Below are 24711 nucleotides of genomic sequence, written 5' to 3' on the forward strand. Positions count from 1 at the left end.
AGCATTTCGTTTTGGTCGAATCGTAGAGCGTCTTTCAAGTGCTAGCTCATCAAACAAAGGCGCACTACGTTCCGCTGGACAGCGTCCGCGGTCTCGCCGCCCTCTGCGTCGTCGTCCATCACTTCGTCGGATCGGATCCGCTTGTCGCGGCGCTGCCTCATCGCGCCTGGATCGATGTCGCGTTCTTTCACAATTCCTGGCTCTTCGTCGACTTGTTCTTCGTGTTGAGCGGAATCGTGATCTCGATGAGCTACGTGCAGTCGGAGTTCAGCGAATTTGACTTCCGGACCTTCACTTTGCGCCGTCTCGCGCGCATCTATCCGCTGCACATCGTCATGCTGTTCGCGTTTCTGGCGTTTCGCCTGATGCGGCTCACGCTCACCGAACTGGACCTGCTGCACTTCTCGACCAACGAATCGGCGGACCTGCAGGTTAACAATGTGTACTCCTTCGTCGCGAATGTGTTCTTGCTCCATGCCATGGGCGTGCTCGACTATCTGAGCTGGAACGGCCCGAGCTGGAGCATCAGCGCCGAGTTCTATACCTACCTCGTATTTGGCGGCGTCGTCGTCTTGGCGCAGCGCCTCGGCTACATCAAGCTCGTCTATGTCCTCAGCGCCGTGCTGGCCGTGCTGGGCGCGGCTCTCATCATTTTTGTGCTCAGGAACGAAACGCTCGATTTCCAGACCAACGCCTTCACCCGGTGCTTTCTCGGCTTCTTCGTCGGCGTGCTCACGCTTCGTTTCATTTCCAGGAGGGGCCGCTCGGTGAGCCCCTTGGTTCAGTCGGCCTGTCAGCTTGGTGCTGCCGCCGTTGCAATCGTGCTGGTTTGTGTCGTCGGTTTCGACGAGCGGCTCAGTTTCGTGGCGCCGATTGTGTTCGGCGCCCTGCTTGGCTCGCTGATGGCGTTCCCCGAGCGGCTTCTGCCGAAGCTGCTGTCCGTTCGTCCGCTGGTCTGGCTGGGCAAACGCTCCTATTCGATCTACATGACGCATGCGCTGATCCTCGTTCTGATCCAGTACTTCGCCCGCGGCGTGGGGACCGGCCGCCTGCAAATGGTCGACAACATTCTTCCTGGCCTCGCGGCCTCGCTGCTGCTCGCCATCTTCGTGGCCGCCGTGCTCGTGCTCTCCAACTTCACCTACCTCTGGGTGGAGATGCCCGGTTCGCGCTTCGTGCTTCGGCTGTTCAGCCGCCGTGCCTTTCCCTCTGTTGCCGCGGCGGAGTGAGGCGCGATGTCCAGCAGCTCTTCGGCCCTCCCGAATTCGGACTGGCGCATCGTCGATCCGGCGCCGATGCCCCTGCATCACCAGCAGGAGGGCAGCGCATTCTTCAATCTCGAGGCGATCGCGCTGTGTCTCTATTTCTACCGTGACGCGCTCGCCGGCGCGCTGCGTTACTATCTGGCGGTCGTCAAGATCGACCCGGTGTGGTTCCTGCCTGACATTTTCGCGCTGGTCTGCATCCTCGCCTTCGTGCAGCGCTATATCCTGATGGGGCGCAGCCTCGTCGCGATTCTCACGCTGTTCTACATCTGCTTTGCGCTTTACCTCGGATACGTGTTCCTGGGTTATTTCAGCGGCATGATGTCGTCGTTCAAGATGATTGCGCCGGTGTTCGTCGGCTTCTGCTTCTGCGGGCGCAATTTCGGTGACTATGACCGGCTGCTGCGCTGGCTTCACCCGATCTTCTACCTGACGATCGTCGGGATCATATTGTCGTCCCGCATCCAGTTGCCCTGGGTGGGCTATGCCTACGAGACTTTCGGCACGACGCGGCAGGCGACGCGGCTGTGGTGGTCGGCTTCCGAGACGCGGCTGGCGGGACTGGCCGCCGACAGCACGATGGCCGCGTTCTTCGTGTTCATTTCCTTCGTGATCGTCTCGGTGCGCCGGAGCCTGTTGTGGTGCCTGTTCTGGACGCCCATCGGCCTCTACGCCATCAAACTGACCACGAACAAGACGTCGCTCGGCGTGATGGTGATCTACGTTCTTTGCCTGATCATCGTTCGTCTCGTTCCCGAGCGCGAGAAGTTTCCCATGCTGCGGCGAATGGCGCTGCTTTCGTTCCTGTCGATCCTGGTGCCGGCGGTGCTGATCGCGCTGTTCTCCGGCAACGGCCTCGTCAGCATGTCGCGCGGCCTGTTCAGCCTGCAGGACCGCGTCAACAACAGCTGGCAGCTGCCGTTCGTCTACATGGCCGATCTCATGCCGGTCGGCTTCTTCGTCGGCTGCGGCCTCGGTTGCTTCAACTATCCGCAGCTGCTGTTCTCGAACAAGCTCAGCTATTACGTCCCGGTGGATAATTTCTACCTCGGCACCTACCTGATGTTCGGGCCGATCTTCGTGGTGTTCATGATCCTGGTCATCATCGCGGTCGCAAGGACCAGGGACATCTACAAGCTGTCTTTCGCGGTCGCGATGAATCTCTTCACCATCACGGTTCTGGCCTATGGTCCCGCGAGCGGCTTGATCATGCTGGGTGTGGCGTTCAGCGAGGTGTTCGCGCGAGACAAGGGTGACGCGATCGTCTCGAGTGCGGCGCCGCTGGCGCCCGACGTCGACGATCTGGTTTCGCGGCCAGCATGATCGCCATGCATGCAATGAGCTGCGGTGCGCAGCGCGGGCTCCGGTCCGGAACCTTCCTTCATCTCGGGATCGGATCGCAGCAGTGACCGGAGACAGCAAGAATTTCGTGGAGGCGATCCAGGGGCTGCGCGGCGTCGCGGCGCTCACCGTGCTGATCGTGCATCTTCAGGACATGCCGCTTCTGGCGGGCTTCCTGCCTCCGATCTGGCCGTGGCTCGAAGCCACGGTCAACATGGGCGGGCACGGGGTCGAGCTGTTCTTCATGATCAGCGGCTTCCTGATCCCGGCGAGCCTCATGCGTCACCGCAGTGTGGGGAAGTTCTTTCTCGATCGCGCCCTGCGAATCCTGCCCGTGTTCGTGATCCTGCATCTGATCCTGTTCACGGCGGGCCCACTGGTCGGCTACAAGTTCTTCAAGGGAATCGACCTGGCGACATATCTCAAGCTGTTCTTCGTCAATCTCGCGTTCCTGCCGGACGCGCTGGGATTGCCGATCGGCCAGCAGAACGCCTGGACGCTGAGCTATGAATGGGCGTTCTACATTCTGTTCGCGCTGGTCTTCGTGATGGTGGTGCAACGGAGGAACTGGCTGCTCGCGACGCCGTTCATCCTGCTCGGTGTTGCCGGCATCGCCTTCCGGCCGATCGCCGCCTTCTTCCTCGTCGGATTGCTGTTCAGCCTGATCGACCTGCGGATCCGGATCGGCGGCTGGCCCGGGTTGCTGGCCGGCATCGTCTGCGGGGCCGCCATGTATGTGTCGATCGAATATGTGCATCCGCTGGTCGGACTGCTGCCGGGGGCGCTGCTGTTTGGAATGGTCCTTGCTCCGGACTCCGGTGTCGCCGTCGCGCTGAGCGGCAGGTTCCTGCAGTTCCTTGGAAAGATCAGTTACAGCCTCTATTTGGTCCATCCTTTTGCGCTATTCCCGCTGCAGGTCATCGGCGTGAAGCTGGCGGCGCATGGCGTCAATCTGTGGCTGCTCTGGGCCGCCTTTGCGGGCCTCGGCCTGATTGCCGCACTGATCGCGGGTGCGGTCAGCTACGAGCTGATCGAGGTGAGGCTCCGCCGCTTGCTCGATCCGGCGCTGCGGGGCCTGTTTTTCGGAGTGCGTCGTGAAGCCCGTTATGTCGCCTGAGCGCGTCCCCATGCCATCGTTTCAGCCGGATCACGTACGGGTAACGCCATGATCATCAAGAATCTGCTCTCGATGTCGAGCGTGAACGTCGTGAAGTCGGCCGTTCAGTTCCTCATCACGCTGCTGATCACCTATTTCGTGACGCCGACCGAATTCGGGCTCGTGGCGTTTTCGCTGCCGTTCATCGCCTTCATCTCCATGCTGACCGATCTCGGGCTATCGAGCGCGATGATCCAGAGGGACTCGCTGACGAAGGAGGAAGCCGGTGCGGCGACGACCCTGATGGTTGCGATCGGGATCGGCTGCGCCCTGGTGCTGGCCGCCGCCTCCAAGCCGCTCGGGGCTGCGGTCAACATGCAGGGCCTGCCGGCCGTACTGGCCGCGCTTTCCGGCTCGGTGGTCCTGTCGATCTCCGCGATGGGACCGCGCGCGGTTCTGGAGCGATCCCTGCGGTATCAAACGATCGCCTTGATCGAGGCTGGAGCGGCGCTCATTGCCGCGATCGTCGGCGTGGTCGGCGCCGTGCTGGGGTGGGGAATCTGGGCGCTGATCGCGTATTACGTCCTGATGCAGGCGGTACGTGCCGTCGCGTTCTATGTGAACACCAGGCGCCACATTCACCTGTGCTTCAAATGGCGCAGCGTCGCCCTGATGCTGTCGTTCGGCGGCTGGGTGCTGGCTTCGAATGTCCTCAACTTCGCTGCGCGAAACGTCGGCAATCTCATGATCGGCGCCAAATTGGGCGCAGCCGCAGTCGGCCTGTTCGGTCTCGCCTTCCAGTTCATGACGCTGCCGCTGATGATCCTGTCGTGGCCGGGCGGCGGAGTTCTGATGGCCACCTTGAGCCGGATGAACGGCGAGCGGGAACAGGAACGGCGCAAGGCGGCGATTTGCGCGGTTCTCGGCATGACGGCGATGATCACGTTCCCGGCGATGATCTATCTGACATTCGGGCTGAAATATCCCGTTGCGACATTCCTGTCGGCTCATTGGCAGGAGGTGTTGCCGCTGATTGCGATTCTCGCGCCGGCGGGCGCCGCGCAGTCGATCGCGGCCTATGCCGGCCCGATTCTGCTGGCTCACGACAAGGCGCGACTTCAGTTCTGGGTGAGCACCGCCAACAGCGCCAGCATGATTCTCGCCTTCCTCATCGCGTTGCCGTTCGGGCTCACGGCCGTGGCCGTCGTGTATCTGGTCGTCTCGATCCTGGTTTGCGCTCTCATGCTGATGATCGGAGCTAGGCACTGCGCGGTCCCTTATGTATCGCTGTTCGGAGCCCTGATGCCGGCATCGGTCGCCACGACGCTCGGCGCTGTGTGCGCGCTCGTCGCGACGAAGGGGGATGTCGCAAGCCTGTCGCATTGGCTGATCGCGACGGCGGTCTATGCGCTGATCGTGCTTGGCAGCTATGTGGTATTCAGGCGCCGGATCTGGAGCAGCGTGCAGTCGCTGCTGGGTGGGTCGGCTCCGCCGATTCAGGCAAATCTTCCCTCGGCAAGTTAGTAGAGATTGGTGGATGTCTTCAGGAGCGGGAATGGGGAGCGAGCCTCCGGCGGGAATTCCGTGGCGCGAGGACCTGATGGCGAATACCGGCAAGTCCGGTGTCGGGGCAGCCTTCATCGCCTTGCTCACGAGCCCGGGCTTTGCCGTGATCACGACCTGGCGAATAGCCAAGATGCTGCGCTTCCAGACACGTTGGGGGCACCAGATCACCTGGCTGCTGGTGCGGGCGCTGATGCGCCGCGGCTGCTACATCTCCGTTCTCGCAGAGATCGGCCCGGGGCTGATCCTGCCGCATCCGACTGGCGTCGTGATCGGCGAGGGCGCGCGGATCGGCCGTTCCGTGATGCTCTATCACAATGTCACGCTCGGACGGCGCGCCTGGGATGAACCGGGTTGCCCGACCATTGGCGACAACGTTGTCATCTATACCGGGGCGGTCATTGTCGGCCCGACGTCGATTGGCGAAGGCGCCAACATCGCGGCCAATGCGGTCGTGACGCGTGATGTTCCGCCGCATTCCGTCGCTGCGGGAGCACCCGCACGGGTCGTGCGCTCGGAAGCACCGGGCCGGATGCGCGCCTAAAGCAGCGAGGGCCGCGCGCAAGCGCAGTGGCGACTATCGGCTCAATGCGGGCCGGAGGCGTGTCTCTGGCCGCATGTCTTTCAGTGCTGCCCGGAACCAGGACCGACTCTCGCATCGTTGGTTTGTTCCCGGATCGGCGGCGGCTGTCGTGCGAACGAACTGAACAGGTTCCATTCATCGCACCGACGTCATGGCCGGCGATGATGCGACGATTGGCAATTGCATAGATTTCAGCCGTCGCCTGAACTCCTTCTTTGGGCGCAGAGCCGGTCACAATTCTGATTGCTGGCCATGTATAGTTGTGTCGGGAAACGTCCAATCATGTCAGCGAGGGCCAGCCGATGTCGTCGATCATTACCGACTTTACGCAAGTCTATCCCTATCTCGACGGCTCGAAGTTCAAGGACACCATCGTCGTACAGTACCGGGGAGACGGCGACGTCAGATACAGATGTGACGTCCTGGTCGATCTCTGTCGGGGCAAGCGGGTCCTGCATGTCGGATGCTGTGACCATCTGCCGCTCATCAAGCGAAAGATCGACAACCGGGATTGGCTGCACGGCCTGATCACGGAGGCTTCCGAATACACGGTCGGCGTCGACATCGATGCGGATGCGGTGCGGGAAGCATCGCGCATTTCCGGGCTCGACAACATGGTCGCAGGCGACGTGACGTCCGCTCAAAAGATCGACGCGATATCCGGCCGGAAGTTCGACATCGCCGTGTTCGGCGAAGTCGTCGAGCACATTCCGAACCCGGTCGCGTTCCTGTCGCGGTTCAGGGAGAACTACGGCGACGTCGTCGACCAGATCGTGATCACCGTTCCGAACGCCTTCAGGGGCGGCAACATCAAGGGCATCCTGAAGAACGTCGAGACGATCAACAGCGATCACCGCTTCTTCTTCACGCCCTATACGATCGCGAAGGTCGCGATCGACGCCGGCTATGCGCCCGTCGAGGTGAAGATGGCGACCTTCATGCGTGCCGGAAGGCTGAAGTCGATGCTGCTGCGGCAGCTTCCGCTGCTCGCCGAGGACATCATCTTCATCGGCGCGGCCATGCGGCCGCACTGACGCCGTTTGTGTCCCGCTGGTCCGGGCCGGCAGGCGCACCTGCCGGCCCGGAGTTTGTTCGTCAGACGAACAGGAAGTTGCCGTGATCGAGCGTCGTCGAGTTCACATTCTTCAACAGGATGGAATCGGCCGAGGTGAGCTGGACCAACGTGTCCGAGCCCGATTGCGAAATCTGCAGGTGGCTGTAGTCCGCCACCAGTGATTTCAGGATCTCGACCGTGTCGTGGTTGGACGCGGTTCCGGCGTGGAAGCTCTTGATCTGGTCGTTGCCGCCGCCGAACATGACGGTGGTCGTGCCAGGTGCCGTGGAGAAGACGTCGTTGCCGCTGCCGCCGGTCAGCGTCAGTCCCGCGGTGACCGCCGTAACCGCGTGGGTGCCGTCGGTGTTGAGCACGTCGATCGTGAGCAGCGAGCCGCTGCTGTTGTAGCTGTCGTGCTCGACGGCGCCCGGCAGGCCGGAAACCGCGAATTTGAAGACATCCGTCGTTCCGTCGACGTTGTTGAGGGTCTCGGTGGTCTTGACCCCGGTGGAGTCGTAGACGTCCGTGACCTTGCTGCCGTCCGACTTGATGACCTGCGTGTAGTCGAGCGTGCCGTCCGCGTGCGAGCGGATGAGGGACGTCATCTTGCCCGACGAGTCGATGTGCTGCTGCTCGGTGACGTAGCTCTTGCCGGTGATGCCGTAGATCGTATTGTCGTGCGAGCCGTCGGCGTTGTTGGCGTAGACCGCAGTCTTGACCCCGGACGAATACACGGTCGTCGAGTTCGATCCGTCCTTGTTCAGCACGTAATCGCTGGTCATGCTGCCGCTGCTGTCGAACAGCTTCGTCTCCTTGGTGCCGTCGGCATTGACGACATAGATCGACGAGTTCAAGCCGTTCACGTAGTTCGTCGTCGTCACGTCGCCGCCGGCCGTCTTGTGGATGTCCTGGACCAGCGCCCCCGACGAATTATACGTGTCCGTCGTGGTCGATCCATCGGTGGCGTTGAGGATCTCGGTCATCTTGTGGCCGGTGCTGTCGTAGAGGTCGGTGACCTTGCTGCCGTCGCTGTTGATCACCTGCTTGTAGGCAAGCGTGTCGTCGGCATGAAGCCGGGTCAGGGTCGTCAACGTGCCGGCCGCGGTGAGGTGCTGGATCTCGGTCGTATAGCTCTGGCCCGTGATGTTGTAGAAGGAGTTGTCGTGGCTGCCGTCGACATTGGTGACGTAGAGCTTCATCTTGACGCCGGCCGAATAGACCGTGTTCGAGGACGAGCCGTCCTTGTTCTGGACCATGTCGCTGGCGATGATGCCGTTGGAGTCGTACAGCTTGGTGTCCTTTGACCCGTCGGCGTTGACCACGTAGACCGACGCCAGCAGCGTGCCGTTGTAGTTCGTCGTGGTGGTGTCGCCGGAGCTCGTCTTGACGATCTCCTGCTTCAGTGCTCCGGACGACGGGTCGTAAGTATCGGTCGTCGTGGCTGACGACGTGACGGTGACGACCGAGACCTTGTGGCCGGTGGAGTCGTATTGGGTCGTGACCTTGCTGCCATCGCTGTTCAGCACCTGGCTGTAGGCCATCGTGCCGTCGGCATGGGTGCGGCTGACCAGAAGCAGCTTCCCGCTGGGATCGATGTGGTCGTGCTCGGTCGTGTAGGACTGGCCGGTGATGTTATAATAGTAGTTGTCGTGACTGCCGTCGGCGTTGGTGACATAGACCTTGGTCTTGACGCCGGCCGTGTACAGCGTGTTCGAGGACGAGCCGTCCTTGTTCTGAACGAGGTCGCTCGCGATGATGCCGTTGGAGTCGTAGAGCTTCGACTCCTTCGAACCGTCGGCGTTGACCACGTAGACCGACACCAGCAGCGAGCCGTTGTAATTGGTCGTCGTCACGTTGCCGGAGGTCGTCTGCACGACCGTCTGCTTGAGTACGCCGGCGGTGGTGTAGTAGTCGGTCGTGGTGGCCGTCGACGTCGTTGTGACGACCGAGGTCTTGTGGCCCGTGGAGTCGTACTGGGTCGTGACCTTGCTGCCGTCGCTGTTGAACACCTGGCTATAGGCCATCGTGCCGTCGGCATGCGTTCGGCTCACCGACAGCAGCTTGCCGCTTGCATCGAGATGGTCGTGCTCGCTGGTGTAGGACTGGCCGGTGATGTTGTAATAGTAGTTGTCGCTGCTGCCGTCGGCATTGGTGACATAGGTCTTGGTCTTGACGCCCGCCGTATAGAGCGTGTTCGACGACGAGCCGTCGGCGTTCTCGATCAGGTCGCTCGCGATGATGCCGTTGGCGTCGTACAGTTTCGAATCCTTGGACCCGTCGGCATTGACCACGTAGACGGACACCAGCAGCGAACCATTGTAATTCGTGGTGGTCACGTTGCCGGAGGTCGTCTGCACGACGGTCTGCTTGAGCGCGCCGGCCGTGGTGTAGAAGTTGGTCGTGGTCTCCGTGGACGTGACGGTGATCATCGTGGTCTTGTGCCCCGTGGAGTCGTACAGGGTCGTGACCTTGCTGCCGTCGCTGTTGAAGACCTGGCTGTAGGCCATGGAGCCATCGGCATGCGTGCGGACGACGGACAGCAGCCTTCCGCCGGCGTCGAGATGGTCGTGCTCGGTCGTGTAGGACTGGCCGGTGATGTTGTAATAGTAATTGTCGTGAGTGCGGTCGGCATTGGTGACGTACATCTTGGTCTTGACGCCGCCCGAGTAGAGCGTGTTCGAGGACGATCCGTCGTTGTTCTGGACGAGGTCCGCGATCAAATTGCCGCTTGCGTCGTAGGTCTTGGTGTCCCTGTCGCCGATCGGCGAGACCGTGACGTCACGCACCATCTTGCCGTCGGTGTAGGCGATGTTCTCCGACGAGCCGTCGGTATTGAGCGTGACCTTGCTGGTGATGACGCCGTTCGTGAAGTTCGACGTGCTGGTCGATACAAGCGTCGCGGAGGAGTCGTAGACCCTGGTCACGCTCCAGGTGTCGGTCGAGTTGGTGATCGAGAACTGGTAGCCGCCCTGGATCGCCGCCAGCGCGTTCGTATAGTGCGAGATCATGTACTCCATGGTCGCGATCGAGGCGACCGGAAGCACGTGCGTGTCGGTGAGCGTAATGGTCTGAAGCGAAGCCGAGGCGTTCAGCTCCCACATCTGCGACACGATGTCCTCAGCGGTTCCGCTGACATCGGTCAGGGCGGGCGGTGTCGTGCCGCCTCCTGTCGGGGCGTCGATCTCGATGATCAGGGGATGATCCGAGATCGGAACCACGATCTGGCTGACGTCCGTGTAGGTGGCGATCGGCGTGCTACCCTTTAGCGGATCGTAGACGCTGATCAGGTGGTGGACGCTACCGAGGTTCAGCGTGACGGAATTGGTCGGGTTTGAGATCTCGGTGTCGGTCGCGTCGTTCCAGATCTTGGGTTCCGCCCAGACCACCAGCTCATAGGCGCCGTTGCTCTTGCCGAGAACCATGCTGTTCCCGCTCGCAGGCAGACCGTCGAGCGTATAGTTCAGCGAAGCAGTCGGCGTATGGCCGCCCGTGCCGTCGTCGGCCAGGATCGTCGTCAGGTTGTGGATCGCGGTCGCTGCGAGCTTCGGAGTTCCGTCGCTGTTGAACAGGCCCCAGTGCGATTCGGAGTTCGTGGGGTCGTTGGTCCCCGAGGCGTCGAGCAGCTGATAGAGATAGGTGGCGCTGACGCCGTCCTTGTAGGCGTCGACCAGCGTGTTCAGGATCGATTTCGCCTGCACGTTCTCGTCGGCGCCGACATAGGGCGTGTCGCTCTTCGTGGTGTAGCCCGTCTCCGTGATCACGACCGGCTTGCCGGCGGTGACCGACGTGGCGTTGCCAAGCAATTGCTCGAGGGCGGCTTCGGGCGTCAGGCTCGTGCTGACATAGGCGTGGGAGTTGGCATAGTCGGTCGATCCCGACATGTCGCCGAGATTGGCGTAGTCGGCCAGATCGTTGTAGCCGATCGACAGATTGTAGACGGGAATGTCCTTGAGCGCGGCATCGGCCTTGATGGCGGCGTAATAGACGGACTGGAACTGGGCTGCGGCCGCAATGCTGGAACTCCCGTTATAGGAGAACTCCTGGATGTTGACCTCGTTCAGGCCTTCCAGTGCGATGACGCTGCCGGGGTGGTCGGCTGCGAACTCTTTTACCGCGGTGAGATAGTCCTGAAGCGCAGCTGTACCGCCGGCCGGAACGCCCGATGGAACCACGAGATCGAACTTGTATCCGTCGTGCGCGAGACCCTCGACGATCGGCGCCGCCTCGGGACTTATTGCGAGCCCGCCGCGCAGTTTCGTCACTCCAAGATATCTGAGATCGTCTTCGACGAGGGCGAGGTTGTCGTAGGACCCCCACGAATACCCCACATGGACATTGACGCCGATGGAACTGATGAAGGTGCTCGCTGACAGGATCGTTTGATCTGGTGATGCGGTGGTCATCGGTTTTTAGGGCCTTTTCTGGAACGCGAGAGTTCGTTGCCGCCTGTGTCTGTCGTAACGGCCAATCTCTGTTTTTCGAGTTGGGGAGATCGGTAAAAATGAAAGCACCCCGGAGATTTTCTCGCCGAGACTTCCTGCGTGACATCCACAGCGCACGAATCTGATTGCACTGAGATTCATCTCTCTGAAGACCACGCCAATGTGCTTGCAGCATGACGTCGGAATGGCGATGCAACGACGATGTTCGATCGATGTTGTGCCGATGCCTATTCGAAACGCATTTGCTTCTCGCGCAGGCAGATTTATTTCCAATGTCTTGCATCGAGCGCCGTTAAGACTCTGGTTAGAGTCCAATCGAATCGGAGAGAAAACAAGAGTCGTAGAAACACGGACTGAACTTCGAATGTGAGATCTGGTCCGGCGCCGAAGTCGGCTGGAGCTCGCGAGACATCGAAAGTCAGCAAGCATGTGCTACGGAACTTTCTGCACGAGAGTTGTTCTTCTCCTCCAGCGCCGTGGTGGTCGCGTCGATGTCGATGAAGTCTCCGTCTGTCTTCGGAACGAGGAAGAGGCGATGCTCACCGCGCTGAGTTTGTGGGTCGGTCGGACGAACGACGCCGGCCAGGCAGGAGCGTCTCGCGGGAATGCGATAGCTGTCGACGATCTGCAACCGGTCGTTGCCTTGGCAATTTGAGTGGCAAGCTTTACGGGACCGCGGCGGCCCGGGCCGGGGAACGCGATCTCCGCAGGGACCGCTGGGGGCGGTCTTCATGTCGCAGATCCGCAACGTCAATATGTTAGGCGCGCAAAGCTATGACGGGCAAACCGCTGGCACGGCACGAAATTTGCCGCTAAGCACTGGTTAAAGTCTCGTCTGATCGAACGGAGTAGAAGGCCATTCCTATGAAGGATCCCATGTCGGGCGCCCCGAATGTCATGTTTCTGGTTGAGGTCGTGAACTGCAATGACGGGATTGCATCCTATTGCGAGACCTTGGCCACGGGGCTGCACGCCCGCGGCGTGCAGATCCACCTGGTCTCCGGCATCGTGCGGTCGGACGAGAAGTCGGAATACAAGCGCCAGAAGCTGGCCGCGGCCGTCAAGCAGTGGCACGTCGTTCCCGGACTTCGCAAGCTGCCATCGCTGTCGATCTTCATGCAGCTCTGGAAGTTGATCCGGGAGAACGACATCTCCGTGATCAACGTCCACGGGCTGGGCATGCTGATGTGGGGGCGGCTGCTGTCGCTGCTGACCGGCGCGCGCTGCGTGGCGACGTATCATCCATCGGTGCTCGGGAACATCGACAAGGTGCAGAATGCGCCGCAATCGACGTTCAGCCTGGTCCAGATCCTGTTCTTCAACCTGTTCTTTCCGCACACCCTCATTCTGATGTCGGAGGAATCGCTCCGGCATCTCAGGCGCTACGTGCTGTTCGGCAAGAACCGGATCGCCAAGGTGTATGGCGGCGTCGATACCGTGCATTTCCGTCCGCCCTCGGATGCCGAGCGCCGCGATGCCCGCGCGAAATTCGGCGTCGCCGAGGGCGAGTTCATGTGCCTGCTGGCGGCGCGTCTCGCCTGGGTGAAGGGCCACGACCTTCTCATCAAGGCGGCGCGCAGGATCCGTGACAGCGCCACGCCTTCGCCCATCGACATCAAGTGCTACTTCGTGGGCAGTGGCGGTGCAGAGCGCGAGAAGGAGATCAAGTCATTTGCCTTTGCCGGCGAGAAGGACAAGGAGACCTTCAAGTTCCTCGGCTTCATGGGCGATGTCCGCGAAATTCTCTGGGCCGCCGACGTGTTCGCGCTGCCGAGCCGGTTCGAGGGATTCCCGCTCGGCGTTGCCGAGGCCATGGCGACGGGATTGGTTCCTGTGCGGACCCCGGCAGGGGGCGCTTCAGACCAGATCATCGAAGGCCAGACCGGCTACATCGTGCCGTTCGAGGACGTCGATGCGCTGGTCGGGGCGCTTGAGAAAGTGGCCGATCCCGCAACGCGCGCCACGCTATCGCGCAATGCCCTTGCGCGCGCCCAGCAATATTTCGGTGTCGGGCCGATGGTCGACGAGACCCTCAGGATCTACGGCGTGACCGGCGACACCAGCGGCAATGCGTTGGCTCACGCGGTGAAGGCTTGATCTAGCTGCGAGCCGAGGCCAGCAGGTCGCCTCGCCATGTCACCAGGACGACGGCGAGGCCGGCAACGGCGATCTTTCCCGCAAGCCAGAGCAGGGAATCCGACGGGGCTGTCGCCAGCATGGCGACCGCGGCGGCCGCGACGGTTGCCTCCACGATCAGCAGCGCGCGCGGCGCCGCCCGGAACCGGATCAGCGGGCCGCTGGCGAAGAGGATGACGAGCGCGGTGGCCAGTGCCGCGCTCGCGATTTGCCCGGCGACCGATATGTGCAGCAACGCGCCGATCGATGCTGCCGCTGACACCAGCACCAGCTGGCACGCCGCGACGACCACCAGCCGCGTTGCCGATTTGGTCAGATGCGGCACGATCGCGAGGGTGGCCTGAAGGTGGGTGTGGAGAAAATAGAAGATCGCCGCGGCCGGCGCGGCGCCGAGAAAATCGACCAGCAGATCGACCGGGACGAACAGGTGTGCCGCGTCCGGCAGGAGGCCGATCAGCCCGCCCAGCATGACGATCGTCGCACACAGGATGAAGTCGAGCATGCGGGCGGTCGTCCTGCGGGCTTCGCCGTCGATGCTGCGCTCGAACTGGACGACGACATTGGGGTAGCAGACGGTGTGAATGGCAGCCACGAGAACGGAGAACGGCCGTTGCAGGAGGTCGATCGCCATCGAGAAGCCGGCGGCTCCCGTCGAGGCCCGGCCAAGCGTGGCGATCACGATCAGGCGCAACGTGACGGGGACGGAGAGATGGATGACGGAGGCGGCCGCGGCCATGATGCCATAGCGGCAGAAATTACCCCAATCCGCCAGCATGGCTTGCCGCGACGGTCGCTGGAGCGAGGTGCGATGCACGATCAGGCTCACGAGAAGCACGGCGCCGTAGCCCGCGGCGATGCCGCACAGCGTTGCCGCCGCGGTGCCGTGGAGGTGCGCGGCTGCGACGGCACCGGCCAGAAGTACGCTGGCGCGCAGGATCAGCAGGGCTGATGCGGTCGCCAGCCGATCGGACACGCGCACGATCATGAAATACAGGTCGGTGCCGCCTTGCAGCACGGCCAGCGCCAGCGCCAGGGCGACGACGCTTGCCTCGAGCGTACCCAGCAGCCCCGCCACGCTGCCGACGAGCAGCAGAACCAGCGCACTCAGCCCTCCCGCGGCGAACAGCGAGAATCGCAGCCGCGCCGCCTCTGCTCCGGAAGCGGCGGCGAGGAAGCGGACGCCGGCCAGTTGCAGCCATTCGAACACGAAGACGCAGAACAGCTGGCTCGTGGCCAGCGCCAGCGAGAACGAGGTGTACTGGGCCGGAGAGAGAATATGGCTGACGGCGAAGATCAGAATGATCGCGGTCGCACTCTGGTAGATGTAGCTGCCGAATGCGAGCAGGCTGGTCATGTCTGACGATACGCGAGAGAGAATATGGGGGAATAGTCGAGGGGCGTCAGCGGCATCTCAGTCCGCCTGTCTCAGGTGTGAGCCATGCCGCGGCTGCGCATGATCTGGTCGAAGGCGGTGCGATAGCCGGTGACCACGTCGTCAAAGGCCCATTTATCGATGCCGGACTTCAATCGACCGCTCATCTCCCGAATCTGTCGGGGAGATTCGACGATCGCCAGAATGCTCTTGGCGATCGAGGCCGGATCCGGTGACGTCAGCCAACCGGTCAGGCCGGGCTTGATCGCTTCCTGGATGCCGCCGAAGGGGGTGCCGAGCAGGGGCTTGCAGGCGGCTTGCGCGTCGGCGACGACGAGCGGGCTTGGATCTTCCCAGACCGAGGGCACGACCACGACGTTCACCTGTTCGTAGAACTGTTTCGGCTGCACGAAGCCGAGAAACTCGATCCGCGCGTTCGGGGCCAGTTCCTTGATCTGCTTGCGCTGGCTTTCGGATGCGTGTCCCGCGATGACGAGCCGGATCCGCTCGGGTGGAATCGTCGCGACGGCGCGAACGAGATTGTAGATGCCCTTTTCCTCGGTCAGCCGGCCGATGAAGCCAAGCGTGACGGTGCCGTCGACCATGGCCGTCTCTTCGCTGCCGACGTCGGCCGTCGAGGCGTTTCGAATGACGATCTTCAGCGGCGTCTGCGTGAAGAGGCCGAGCCGGGTATGGATGTCGAGAATGCGCTGGCTGACGCCGACGACGGCGTCCAGATGTCTCGTCGCGCCGCGGCGGCGAAAGGTCAGCAGCTGGCAGCTCATGCAGCTCGCCTCGCAGGCGTGTCCGTCCGAGAAGCGCGAGCAGCGGGGGCAGGTGAGATAATAATCGTGAAGCGTGTGCAGAACCGGAATGCCGAGCTCCGCCGCGGTCCGCCACACGGCCGTGGTCAGCCCGGAGAGATTGTTGGAGTGCAGGATATCAGGCTTGAAGGCCTTGATCCTGGCAGCGACGATCTCCGACATCTGCTGCCAGTCCTCGATCGCGTGCCAGATGCCGCGCACGGGCGCGCTGTGCTGCTTCGCGAAGGGGAAATAGATGTTGTGCACGGGCGCCGAATACACGTCGATGCCGTTGCAGCTCTCCATCGGCTGGTTCGACACGGACGCGGCACGTATCACTTCCACGCTGTCGTTCTGCCCCACCAGGGTCTCGGCGAGGCGGCGGACGAAAGTTTCCGCGCCACCGACCACCTTCGGAGCCAGCGGCGTCGGATAGAGGGATGACGTGATAAGGATCTTCATCGAAAAGGTCTGTCCAGCTTCCCAGCCAAATGGCTTTCTGAAATCTCCGTTTCGGCCTATTGCCGGTTGGTGCGATTGTTATTCAAATAGACGTCCAAATATTGTCCTGTCACTGAATCTGCCGAGAACCTTTCGGCAAATCCCGGTTGTGGAGGCCGCGCGACCTTCCAGCGCGATCTCTCGTTGAGGGCCTGCAGCATCAATTCTCCCAGTCGCTTGTGGTCGCTGGGCTCGTAGGACCCGACCATGTTGGAGAAACCCGCGATCTCGGGAATCCCTCCCGCGGTCGAACAAATCGTCGCCCGGCCCGCGTTGATGCTTTCGATCAGCGTCCGCGGCAGCGGCTCCGGCCATACCGAGCTCACCAGGCAGACGTCGATGCCGGCATAGAATTCGGCCGCCCTGGCAAAGCCGAGCCATTCGATGTTGCCTCTGCTGCGGCTTTTGAGCGCCCGCACGTAGTCCTCAAGTCCCTTTCCGGCAATTTTCAGCTGCCACCCCTCGTTGGGGAGCTGCTCGGTAGCCTTGAGGACTACTTCGATACCTTTTTCGGCCTCGAGCCGGCCGATGAACCCGAAGATCAGGTCATTCGAGCTCGAGGGAGGTGAGGGCATCACCGAGCTCGGATCGGCGATGTTGAAGATGACGCGGCCGTCGGTTCCGGGGAAATATTTCAGCCTGGTATGCTGGTCGAGCACGAACTGGCTGTTCGAGACCACGGCATCGACCATGCGCGAGGCCAGCAGATAGGGCGAGGTCATGGCCGCGCACAGCGTGCAGCGCTGCGTGCATGTTGCGTCTCCGCGAAACAAGGTCGAGCGCTTGCAGAGCAGGGAATAGTCGCGCAGCGTATGCACGATCCGGATGTTGCGCCGCTTGGCCTCCGACCACAACGAGACCGAAAATCCGGTGAGGTTGTTGGTGTGGACGACGTCCGGCTTCTCGATGTCGAGAATTTCGGCGAAGCGCGCCGCGGACCTGCGGTTCCAGGTGTCCTGAAGATGCCACTTCAGGCGCTGGACCGAGGAGGGCTTCCTGTCGTTGCCGAACGGCCAGTAGTCGTTGTCCAGCGGCACACGATACACCCGTACGCCCTTGAGGTCGTCGATGCTGCGATCCTGCTTGTTTTGAAGGCAGACGACCGACACCTGGTGGCCGCGCTGGACCAGCGCTTCCGCCAGCAGCGACACGGACACTTCGGCACCGCCGATGATTTCTGGCGGATAGAGCGTGTTAACGATCAGTATCTTCAAGGGGAGCCCCGGATTCAGCAGCCAGCCGCAGCGTCAGTTCGATGGCCGAATCTCGAAATCCGGCACGGCCGAGCCCTTGACGCTGACAAGCAGCGGCGTCGTCGACAGCGCCGTCCAGGCGCCAGGCGCAGAACTCGCCGCTTGCTGACATACATAGCCGATCTCGACATTCGCTTCTGCACTTTTTAATCGAACCTCGAAGCGCTTCGACGGATTTTCCGACCAGAGCGCCACTTTCGTTTCCGGTCCGCTCTCGCTGCGGATCTGCACGACACCCGGCACCGGTGCGGTTCGCGTCGCTTTCAGGCTGCTGCGGATGAAGGCCCAGCTTTCGCGAATGGAGCACACCGCGGGCTTCGGCGAATTGTCGAAATGATAGATGCCGAAATTGTGCTCGAGCTCGCCCGGCTTCGTCCCGCTGTCCTTCAGCTCATAGAGCCATATCCCCTTGAGCCAGGGACCTGCGGTCGACGACCAGAGGATCATCTGCGCCATGTTGTCGGCGGAGAGCTGCTCGTTGACGCCGCATTTCGCGTTTGGTGTCGGCCATCCCGTCTCGGTCAGATAGATCGGATAGTTGGGATTGCCGGTCGCCTGTGCGACGCGCTGATGAAAGTTTTCCAGCCGTTCAATCGCTTCGCTCGCGGTGCGTCCGACCGGCGGCAGGCAATGGTTGTAGATGTGGATCGACATTCCGTCGGCGATGCGAGCCACGTCGGACTTCAAAAGAGCGTCGGTCCATTTCCAGCCCGGATCGTCGCCGAGCGCGCCGATCACGAAGGGCGCGGAGGGCGCCGCCTGCTTGACCACTGGCTGCACCAGACGGGCAAGCGTCACGTAATTTTCGACCGTGAATTGCGGCTCTGCGCGCGCTCGCAGATTGTACTCGTTCCACAATTCGAAGATCGGCTGCCGCATTGCGACCGCTTGCGCGGCCGTGGCGGCATAGGTGACGAATCTCTGGCGCGCCTCGTCGGTCGTCGGCGGATCGGAGTTCGGGACGAGATGATGGCCGGCGCCGAGAATGAGCAGCGGGATGCCGCCGCTGGTCCTGATCTGGGTTTCGAGGCGGCCGTTCAGGGCATTGAAGCCGAGCCGCTTGCCGGGCAGCTCGAAATCCGACCAGGGGAAGTCGTCCCGGAACGAGGTGACCCCGAGTTCCTTCATCTGCTTGATGGCGGTCGCGGGCACATAGCCGCGCTCGCTGGTGACGCCGCCGAGGCCCTGGTGCGTGCCGACGCCCAGCAGGAGGCGCTGATCGAGTGGTTCCGCATTCTGCGCGTTCGCAGGATAGACGAGGCCGACCGCGGCGCAGAGCCCACATATCAGCGTCCGGAAACGACGCGTCGCGCGTTTCCTCTTTTGCTCCGTCACGCTCGTATCCACTCCTGCTCGCGTCAACCCGACAAGGCTAGTCCTCTTCTGTGGCCCCAATTAGGTGAGGTGACCTTGTCTGCGCGCGCGTCATTGAGCGCGCCGAGTTGGGCTATTTGGAGTTCACGATCACCGTGCTGATGTTGTCCGCATTGGTGGTTGCCGCGTTCAGCGGATTCATGAGCTTGATGAATTCGATCGACGGCGATTCCGCCACCGAAATCACGTCATGGTCGCGCATCCGGAACGTATCGGCCTGGAACCAGCCGTCCGGCTTGCTCATGTCGAACTTGTAGACGGCGGGAACGGTCTTGGTCGGGAACTGCGAGACGTCGACGCCGATCTGCTGCAGCAGCGGCTTCGGCTCGAAGCGGTAGACGTAGATGGACTTGGAGTCTGCACGTGTCGCGTCGAGACCGCCCGCCTTCGCGACGGCTTCAGCCAGCGACATGTTGTCGTTCTCGAACGAGAAGCGGCGGTTGTTGGTGCCGCCGATCGACCCCGGTGATGGCGTAGCGCCGAACACCATGTAGACGCGCGGGATGCGAGTCAGGAAGACGACGTCGCCCGGCGCCAGCAGGACGTCCTCGCCGGGATGGTGCACCACCGTCGACATCGACTCGTTGTAGGTGCGGCCCTCGCGCTTGATCGTGATCGTGCTCTCATAGGAGGGATATTTGGGGCCGCCGGCGCGCGCGATCGCGCCCATCAGGCGAATTCCGCCCGGGTCGACCGGAAAGCGCAGCGGCGAATTGACTTCGCCCAGCACGCTGATCTGGTTGCCGCGCTGTTCGGCGACGCTGACGACGGCTTGCGGGTCGATGGCGCGGTCCTTGAGGCGCTCGCGGACGATGTTCGAGACAGCGCGCGGCGTCAGTCCGGCGACCTTGATCGATCCGGCGTAGGGAATGTTGATGTTGCCGGACTGGTCGACCTGCTGCCGCGGAATGTCGACGAAATTGCCCGGCCGCACGCCCGCTTCGCGCGGAATGAACAGGCCGCCCGCCTGGGCTTCGTAGACGGTCACGGTGACGATGTCGCCGATGCCGATCGTGACGTCGCGATAATTGCCGCCGGGAAGGCGCGAGAACACCATTCCGGAAGAGTCCGTGAACGCGTTGGTCGCCTGCATGATCGCCGGATTGACCGGCATCAGGGCGTAGGCCAGCGGCGCTGACGGCTCGGTGACGAGCGCGGCATTCGTCTGCGTGGCCACGGCATCCGGAGAGTCCAGGGGAATGAAGCCTGCGCAACCCGCCAAGGATACGCTGATCGCTGCAGCGGCCAGGATTCGGCTAATCCCGAAATCAAAAGAAAAACGTTCGGTCTTAGCCACCGCCATTCCCTCGTACTCATTTAAAATCGGAAACACCGTACAAATCCCGTGCTGTGGAGTCACTGCCGGGTCTTCGACTTTATGGTAAAGCACTTATGGCTGTGACCTTATTGCCACTTGTGAACTGCGATTCACGTAAGGAAGGCTGTTCAAAATCTGTGCGACAGGTTCCCGTTTTATAAGCAGTTTGCAAACCAGACATACACGTGTCTGATCGATGTCACGATTGAGGCCGCTGTCGAACTGGTTGGCCGCACGCGACGGTGGTCCGAGTGCTCTTGTGATCGGCCATGATGTGCGAGCGGAAGTTTTTGCGGCGGCATTCCACCTCCATTAACGCTTAGATTCGGAAGCTGGCGTCACGCTGGTGTCCGTAAGGTCTTCCTAATCCTGATCCGGCTAGTTGCAGGGTCAAACAACAGGGAAGGCGAAGACAATGTTGCAGACCGGATCACTGCTGTTCGCAGCCGGCTTTCTCACCTGCGCGATGATGGTTTTGTCCGCGATTGCGTGGTCGTTCTCCGACAATCGCGTGACCGACGGCGCGTTCGCGCGGGAAGATGCCCGCCGAATGGCCTGATCGGCCAATCGTCAAAGCATGATCCGGAAAAGTGCGAAGCGGTTTTCCGGAAAGATCATGCGTAAACAACAACCTGAAGCACGATGACGGATCATCCAGATCTCATTGCGCTTCAGGGTCGCAGATTGTTCGGAAGGTCGGACTGCAGCTTCGCCTGCTGTCCGGATTCGCTCTGGCGCATGTGCAGGACGTCGGCATAGACCTGACTCAGGGTCCGGTGCGTCTGTTCGATGTCGTAGAGGCGGGCGAAGCGCTCATATCCGGCCCGGCCGACCGCAGGCAGGTCCATTCGGGTTGCGCGCTGAAAACCTTCGGTCAGCTTTTCCGCCGAGACCTCGCCGCAGAGCACGCCGGTTGCGTTGTCTTCGACGATTTCCGGCAGGGCGCCGATGCGGAAGGCGATGATCGGTTTGGCCGCACGCATCGCCTCGATCGCGACCAGGCCAAACGCCTCCCAGCGTGAGGGAATTGCGACCATGTCGGCCTGGTCGAGCTCGGCCTCGATCTGGTTGCGATTCATCCAGCCCAGCAGCGAGACGTTGGCCGGCAGGTCGCTTCGCTGGAATTTACTGACGACCGAAGCGCCGATCAGGCGCACGTCGAGCGTGTCACGAAGCGCACGGGCCGCCTCGATCAGGAGGTCATATCCCTTCTGGCGGTCGAGGCGTCCGATGAAGAGGACCTTGATCTTCTCCGACCGCCACGGCGCTGCGCTCTGGTCGAGTACGGGACGCTGCTTCGAAATCCCGTTGTGCACAAGAACGAGGCGATTCGCTGCGATTCCGACCTGCATGGCGTCGGTCCGCTCGCTCTCCGAGATGCACACGATGCGATGGGTGAATTTCGACAGCACGAGCTCGGTGAACTTGGTGACTTCGCGGCTGAGGCGGCCGGTCTCGCGGCCGAACGCCCATCCGTGCGGGCAATAGACGATGCGCGAGCGCCGATAGGTCAGCCAGAGCACCGGGCGCACCACGAGCCCGGCAAACGAGGAGTGAAGATGGATGATGTCGGGCCGCAGCTGCCGGACCGCGCGCATCGTCGCGGACAGCATGCGAAACAGCCCGAGCGCGTTGCGGCCCTCGCGCGGAAACGTGGTGACGGCATCATCTTCGATGTTCACCAGATCGCTGCGATGGTCGGACGGAACGACATAGTTGACGTTGCCGCGGCCGAAGCTGGCGCACTGATGCGGATGCAGCTCGTTGAGATAGGTCGCGATGCCGCCTCTGACCGTCTCGGCGACATGCAGAACTTTCAGGCCGCTGGACAACGGTCATTCCTTCCTTGACTTGCAGGCGCCGGATCTTGCGGACGCATGTCTAGTGCCGCCAATCTAGTGCCGACAAGCAGCAATATTTGGGCCGCTTCATTGTACGAGGCGCCCCGATGCGGATTGCGGAGCCGGTTTGGCGAGGAATTCGAGCATTGCTGCGGCCGACTTGGCCCAGGAATATGTCGCAAGGCGGTTTCGCTGCCTCTCCTGTTCCACAGGTGAAATCCTGCCGAGTTCAATTCTTTCGTGCATCCGCGCCGACAGCCCCTCCGCATCGAGCGGATCGAAATAGACGGCGGCATCGTCGCAGGTTTCGCGCACGGCCGCGGCGGAACTCGCAATGACCGGGCAGGCGAAGTACATCGCTTCCAGGGGAGGGATGCCGAAGCCCTCGTAGAGGCTCGGAAAAACGAACGCCGCCGCCCGGGCGAAGAGCGCCGCGACTTCCTCGTCTTTCAGGCGGCCGGCGACAACGATGCCGGCGCGCGATTCGGTGGCGCTGCCGCCAAAAACCTTGCTGTTGTCGCCCCCGACCACGACCAGCGGAAAATCGGCGCGGCCGAGCCGCTCGGCGGCGCGAACGGCGGTATCGACATTCTTGTTCTTCGTCATCGAGCCGACGAAGAGGAAGAACTGGTGGGGCGCAAGACGCAGCCGGTCGATGATCGAGAAATCCGGCGTGACGGTCGCGAAGTGCTCCGCGCTGTTCGGAATGACGGGGATCGAGACGGGATCCAGTGACAGCACCTCGGCAAGTTCGTTGCGCGAAAACGCGGAAACTGTTGCGATCGTTGCGGCGCGCGCCAGCAAATAGCCGAGCGTCCGATGCAAGGCGAGGTAGCGCCAGCTGAAGAAGTCCGGCCGTCTGAAAACCTGCGCGTCGTGGATCACGACCAGATGGTCGCGATGGAGCACCGGGCCGGAATTGGCAAGGCTGATGAGGCGCGTGCCGGCGGCTGCGCGCGCCAGGTCGATCTGGTCCCACGCGTGGCCCTGCAACGATCCGACTTGCTTGACGTTGATGCGGCGAAGACCGGGAAGCGTTTGTGCATTTGATGGCGCGAGAATCTGCCACTCTGCGTCCACCAGTTGTTGTGGAGCCTCTCCGCTCGCGAGCAAGCGGTCCATCGCCTTGACGATTTCGGCGGCATAGCGTTGCACGCCCGTAAGCGATTGTGACAGGAACCTGCCGTTGATGGAAAGTTTCAAAGCCGATCTTTTCTTGGTGGGTGTTTTGTTCTTGGTGAGAGTGGCGCGAACGTTGCCTCAAGACTAAGCACTCGCGCCGAAGATACGATCTATGACCTGTAGCACAGTTGGCGCTATCGTCCGAGCATCTTCGCGAGGCCGATAGCATGCGACGATGCATGGCGCCATCATGTTTCCTACACATTTCGATGCGCTTACATGGACGTCTGATTTGATGATTGTCGCAATCGTCCAAACCTTGCCTCTCATGTCCTGGTCTGGCATTGCATTCGCGGAATGAACGAGGTGACAACTTTGCGGCCAGTGATCGTGACCGGTGCTGCCGGCTTTATCGGAATGCACGTTTGTGAACGGCTGTTGGCACGCGGCGAGCAGGTCGTTGGCATCGATTCAGTCACACCGTATTACGATCCGGCGCTGAAGCGCGCGCGTCTTGCAACGCTCGAGCACCGTCCAGGGTTCAAATTCTACGAGATCGACCTTGCTGATTTCGCCGCGGTGACGCGCGTTTTCGACGAGGTCGTGCCCGACCGCGTCGTGCATCTGGCGGCGCAGCCCGGCGTGCGTGCGTCGATCGACGACCCCATCACCAGCATCCGCGCCAATTGCGACGGCTTCGTCACCGTGCTCGAGGCCGGCCGGCGCCATGACCTCAAGCATCTCGTCTACGCCTCGTCGAGCTCCGTCTACGGCGCCAACCGCACCTTGCCATATTCGACCGAGCATTCGGTGAACCATCCGGTCAGCCTTTACGCCGCGAGCAAGAAGGCGAACGAGCTGATGGCGCATACCTTCGCGCATGTTCACAAGCTGCCGGTGACCGGCCTTCGCTTCTTCACCGTCTACGGTCCGTGGGGCCGGCCCGACATGGCCGCCTGGCTGTTCACGCGCGCGATCTTCGCCAATGAGCCGATCAAGATCTTCAATAATGGCGACATGTGGCGCGACTTCACCTATGTCGACGACATCGTCGAAGGCGTGATCCGCACGCTCGATCGGCCCGCGGCGCCGAATTCCGCGTGGAACGCGGAGCGGCCCGAAAATTCATCGAGCTATGCGCCGTACCGCGTCTACAACATCGGCAACAACCGCTCGGTCAATCTGATCGAGTTCGTCGAGACGCTGGAGAAGATCATCGGCAAGCCCGCGATCCGCCAGTTGCTGCCGATGCAGGCCGGCGACGTCCTGGAGACGCGCGCCGACATTTCCGCCCTCCAGCGCGACGTCGGTTTCTCGCCGTCGACGTCGATTGCGGATGGCCTCGGCCGTTTCGTCGAGTGGTATCGTAGCTATCACGGCCTCTGATTCCGCGACCGGCGGCATCTTGCGTGGCGGCCGGCACGCCCGGCCTTGCGGTGGTTCTTGCGCTTTTGGCCGCCGGCGACCTTGTCAGCGGGCGCGAACGGTGGTTATCCGTCCTCCGAACCCCTTTTGACCCGGAACCAGGCGCAGGCCCAAAGCTGAGCGGATCATGGCTGAGCGGATCGCTCTCATCACCGGCGTGACCGGCCAGGACGGCGCCTATCTCGCCGAATATCTGCTGTCGCTCGGCTATGTCGTGCACGG

The 24711-nt window shown here is 62.0% G+C and carries 19 protein-coding genes; 10 read left to right on the forward strand and 9 right to left on the reverse strand.

The window, feature by feature from the left end; genetic code table 11:
• Nucleotides 1-38: 38 nt before the first annotated feature.
• The 6 genes from GGD63_RS26100 to GGD63_RS26125 all read left to right on the forward strand — a co-directional run bounded on the left by GGD63_RS26100 (nt 39) and on the right by GGD63_RS26125 (nt 6882).
• The gene (locus GGD63_RS26100) at nt 39-1229 is read left to right on the forward strand and encodes an acyltransferase (RefSeq protein WP_183246018.1); all 1191 of its coding nucleotides are present in this window, start codon (nt 39-41) and stop codon (nt 1227-1229) included.
• Nucleotides 1230-1235: 6 nt separating this feature from the next.
• Nucleotides 1236-2588 carry a hypothetical protein gene (locus tag GGD63_RS26105; protein WP_183246019.1) on the forward strand — a complete coding sequence of 451 codons (1353 nt, stop codon included), beginning with the start codon at nt 1236-1238 and terminating at the stop codon, nt 2586-2588.
• A gap of 82 nt (nt 2589-2670) precedes the next feature.
• Nucleotides 2671-3723, forward strand: coding sequence for an acyltransferase (locus GGD63_RS26110; protein WP_183246020.1), 1053 nt, complete (start codon nt 2671-2673; stop codon nt 3721-3723).
• Nucleotides 3724-3771: 48 nt separating this feature from the next.
• A complete protein-coding gene (locus GGD63_RS26115) occupies nt 3772-5226 on the forward strand; it encodes a lipopolysaccharide biosynthesis protein (RefSeq protein WP_183246021.1) in 1455 nt (484 codons plus the stop codon).
• A gap of 31 nt (nt 5227-5257) precedes the next feature.
• Nucleotides 5258-5809, forward strand: coding sequence for a serine O-acetyltransferase (locus tag GGD63_RS26120; protein WP_183246022.1), 552 nt, complete (start codon nt 5258-5260; stop codon nt 5807-5809).
• A gap of 341 nt (nt 5810-6150) precedes the next feature.
• The gene (locus GGD63_RS26125; RefSeq protein WP_183246023.1) at nt 6151-6882 is read left to right on the forward strand and encodes a bifunctional 2-polyprenyl-6-hydroxyphenol methylase/3-demethylubiquinol 3-O-methyltransferase UbiG; all 732 of its coding nucleotides are present in this window, start codon (nt 6151-6153) and stop codon (nt 6880-6882) included.
• Nucleotides 6883-6943: 61 nt separating this feature from the next.
• Here GGD63_RS26125 and GGD63_RS26130 read toward each other — a convergent pair whose 3' ends face one another.
• Together GGD63_RS26130 and GGD63_RS26135 are read right to left on the reverse strand one after the other, a co-directional pair.
• Nucleotides 6944-11305, reverse strand: coding sequence for an RHS repeat protein (locus GGD63_RS26130; protein ID WP_183246024.1), 4362 nt, complete (start codon nt 11303-11305; stop codon nt 6944-6946).
• Between the two features lie 457 nt (nt 11306-11762).
• A complete protein-coding gene (locus GGD63_RS26135; protein ID WP_183246025.1) occupies nt 11763-11975 on the reverse strand; it encodes a hypothetical protein in 213 nt (70 codons plus the stop codon).
• 245 nt (nt 11976-12220) lie between these two features.
• On the opposite strand from GGD63_RS26135, the gene GGD63_RS26140 reads away from it, so the two are divergent.
• A complete protein-coding gene (locus GGD63_RS26140; RefSeq protein ID WP_246785642.1) occupies nt 12221-13441 on the forward strand; it encodes a glycosyltransferase family 4 protein in 1221 nt (406 codons plus the stop codon).
• A gap of 1 nt (nt 13442) precedes the next feature.
• Here GGD63_RS26140 and GGD63_RS26145 read toward each other — a convergent pair whose 3' ends face one another.
• The 5 genes from GGD63_RS26145 to GGD63_RS26165 form a co-directional block, all read right to left on the reverse strand.
• Complete coding sequence (locus tag GGD63_RS26145; RefSeq protein ID WP_183246027.1) at nt 13443-14834, reverse strand: hypothetical protein; 1392 nt, start codon at nt 14832-14834, stop codon at nt 13443-13445.
• Between the two features lie 71 nt (nt 14835-14905).
• Complete coding sequence (locus GGD63_RS26150; protein ID WP_183246028.1) at nt 14906-16117, reverse strand: glycosyltransferase family 4 protein; 1212 nt, start codon at nt 16115-16117, stop codon at nt 14906-14908.
• Nucleotides 16118-16173: 56 nt separating this feature from the next.
• Entirely contained in the window at nt 16174-17370 is a 1197-nt protein-coding gene (locus GGD63_RS26155; protein ID WP_183246029.1) for a glycosyltransferase family 4 protein, read from the reverse strand.
• A gap of 33 nt (nt 17371-17403) precedes the next feature.
• Nucleotides 17404-18744, reverse strand: a complete 1341-nt coding sequence (locus tag GGD63_RS26160) for a hypothetical protein (RefSeq protein ID WP_183246030.1) — start codon at nt 18742-18744, stop codon at nt 17404-17406.
• A gap of 112 nt (nt 18745-18856) precedes the next feature.
• A complete protein-coding gene (locus GGD63_RS26165) occupies nt 18857-19960 on the reverse strand; it encodes a polysaccharide biosynthesis/export family protein (RefSeq protein WP_312013383.1) in 1104 nt (367 codons plus the stop codon).
• 556 nt (nt 19961-20516) lie between these two features.
• Between GGD63_RS26165 and GGD63_RS26170 the strand changes: the two genes are divergently transcribed.
• Nucleotides 20517-20660: a hypothetical protein gene (locus tag GGD63_RS26170; RefSeq protein ID WP_183246032.1), complete on the forward strand. Its 144-nt coding sequence runs from the start codon at nt 20517-20519 to the stop codon at nt 20658-20660.
• 112 nt (nt 20661-20772) lie between these two features.
• Here GGD63_RS26170 and GGD63_RS26175 read toward each other — a convergent pair whose 3' ends face one another.
• The gene (locus tag GGD63_RS26175) at nt 20773-21933 is read right to left on the reverse strand and encodes a glycosyltransferase (RefSeq protein ID WP_183246033.1); all 1161 of its coding nucleotides are present in this window, start codon (nt 21931-21933) and stop codon (nt 20773-20775) included.
• A gap of 96 nt (nt 21934-22029) precedes the next feature.
• Nucleotides 22030-23145 (reverse strand): glycosyltransferase family 1 protein, encoded by a 1116-nt coding sequence (locus GGD63_RS26180; protein ID WP_210315967.1) that lies wholly within the window; start codon nt 23143-23145, stop codon nt 22030-22032.
• 276 nt (nt 23146-23421) lie between these two features.
• Here GGD63_RS26180 and GGD63_RS26185 point away from each other — a divergent pair, with 276 nt between their 5' ends.
• Nucleotides 23422-24450, forward strand: coding sequence for an NAD-dependent epimerase (locus tag GGD63_RS26185; protein ID WP_183246034.1), 1029 nt, complete (start codon nt 23422-23424; stop codon nt 24448-24450).
• Nucleotides 24451-24616: 166 nt separating this feature from the next.
• On the forward strand, nt 24617-24711 hold a 95-nt coding region (locus GGD63_RS26190; RefSeq protein ID WP_183240708.1), incomplete at its 3' end, for a GDP-mannose 4,6-dehydratase.

The sequence above is a fragment of the Bradyrhizobium sp. cir1 genome, from assembly GCF_014198245.1.
GTDB lineage: Bacteria > Pseudomonadota > Alphaproteobacteria > Rhizobiales > Xanthobacteraceae > Bradyrhizobium.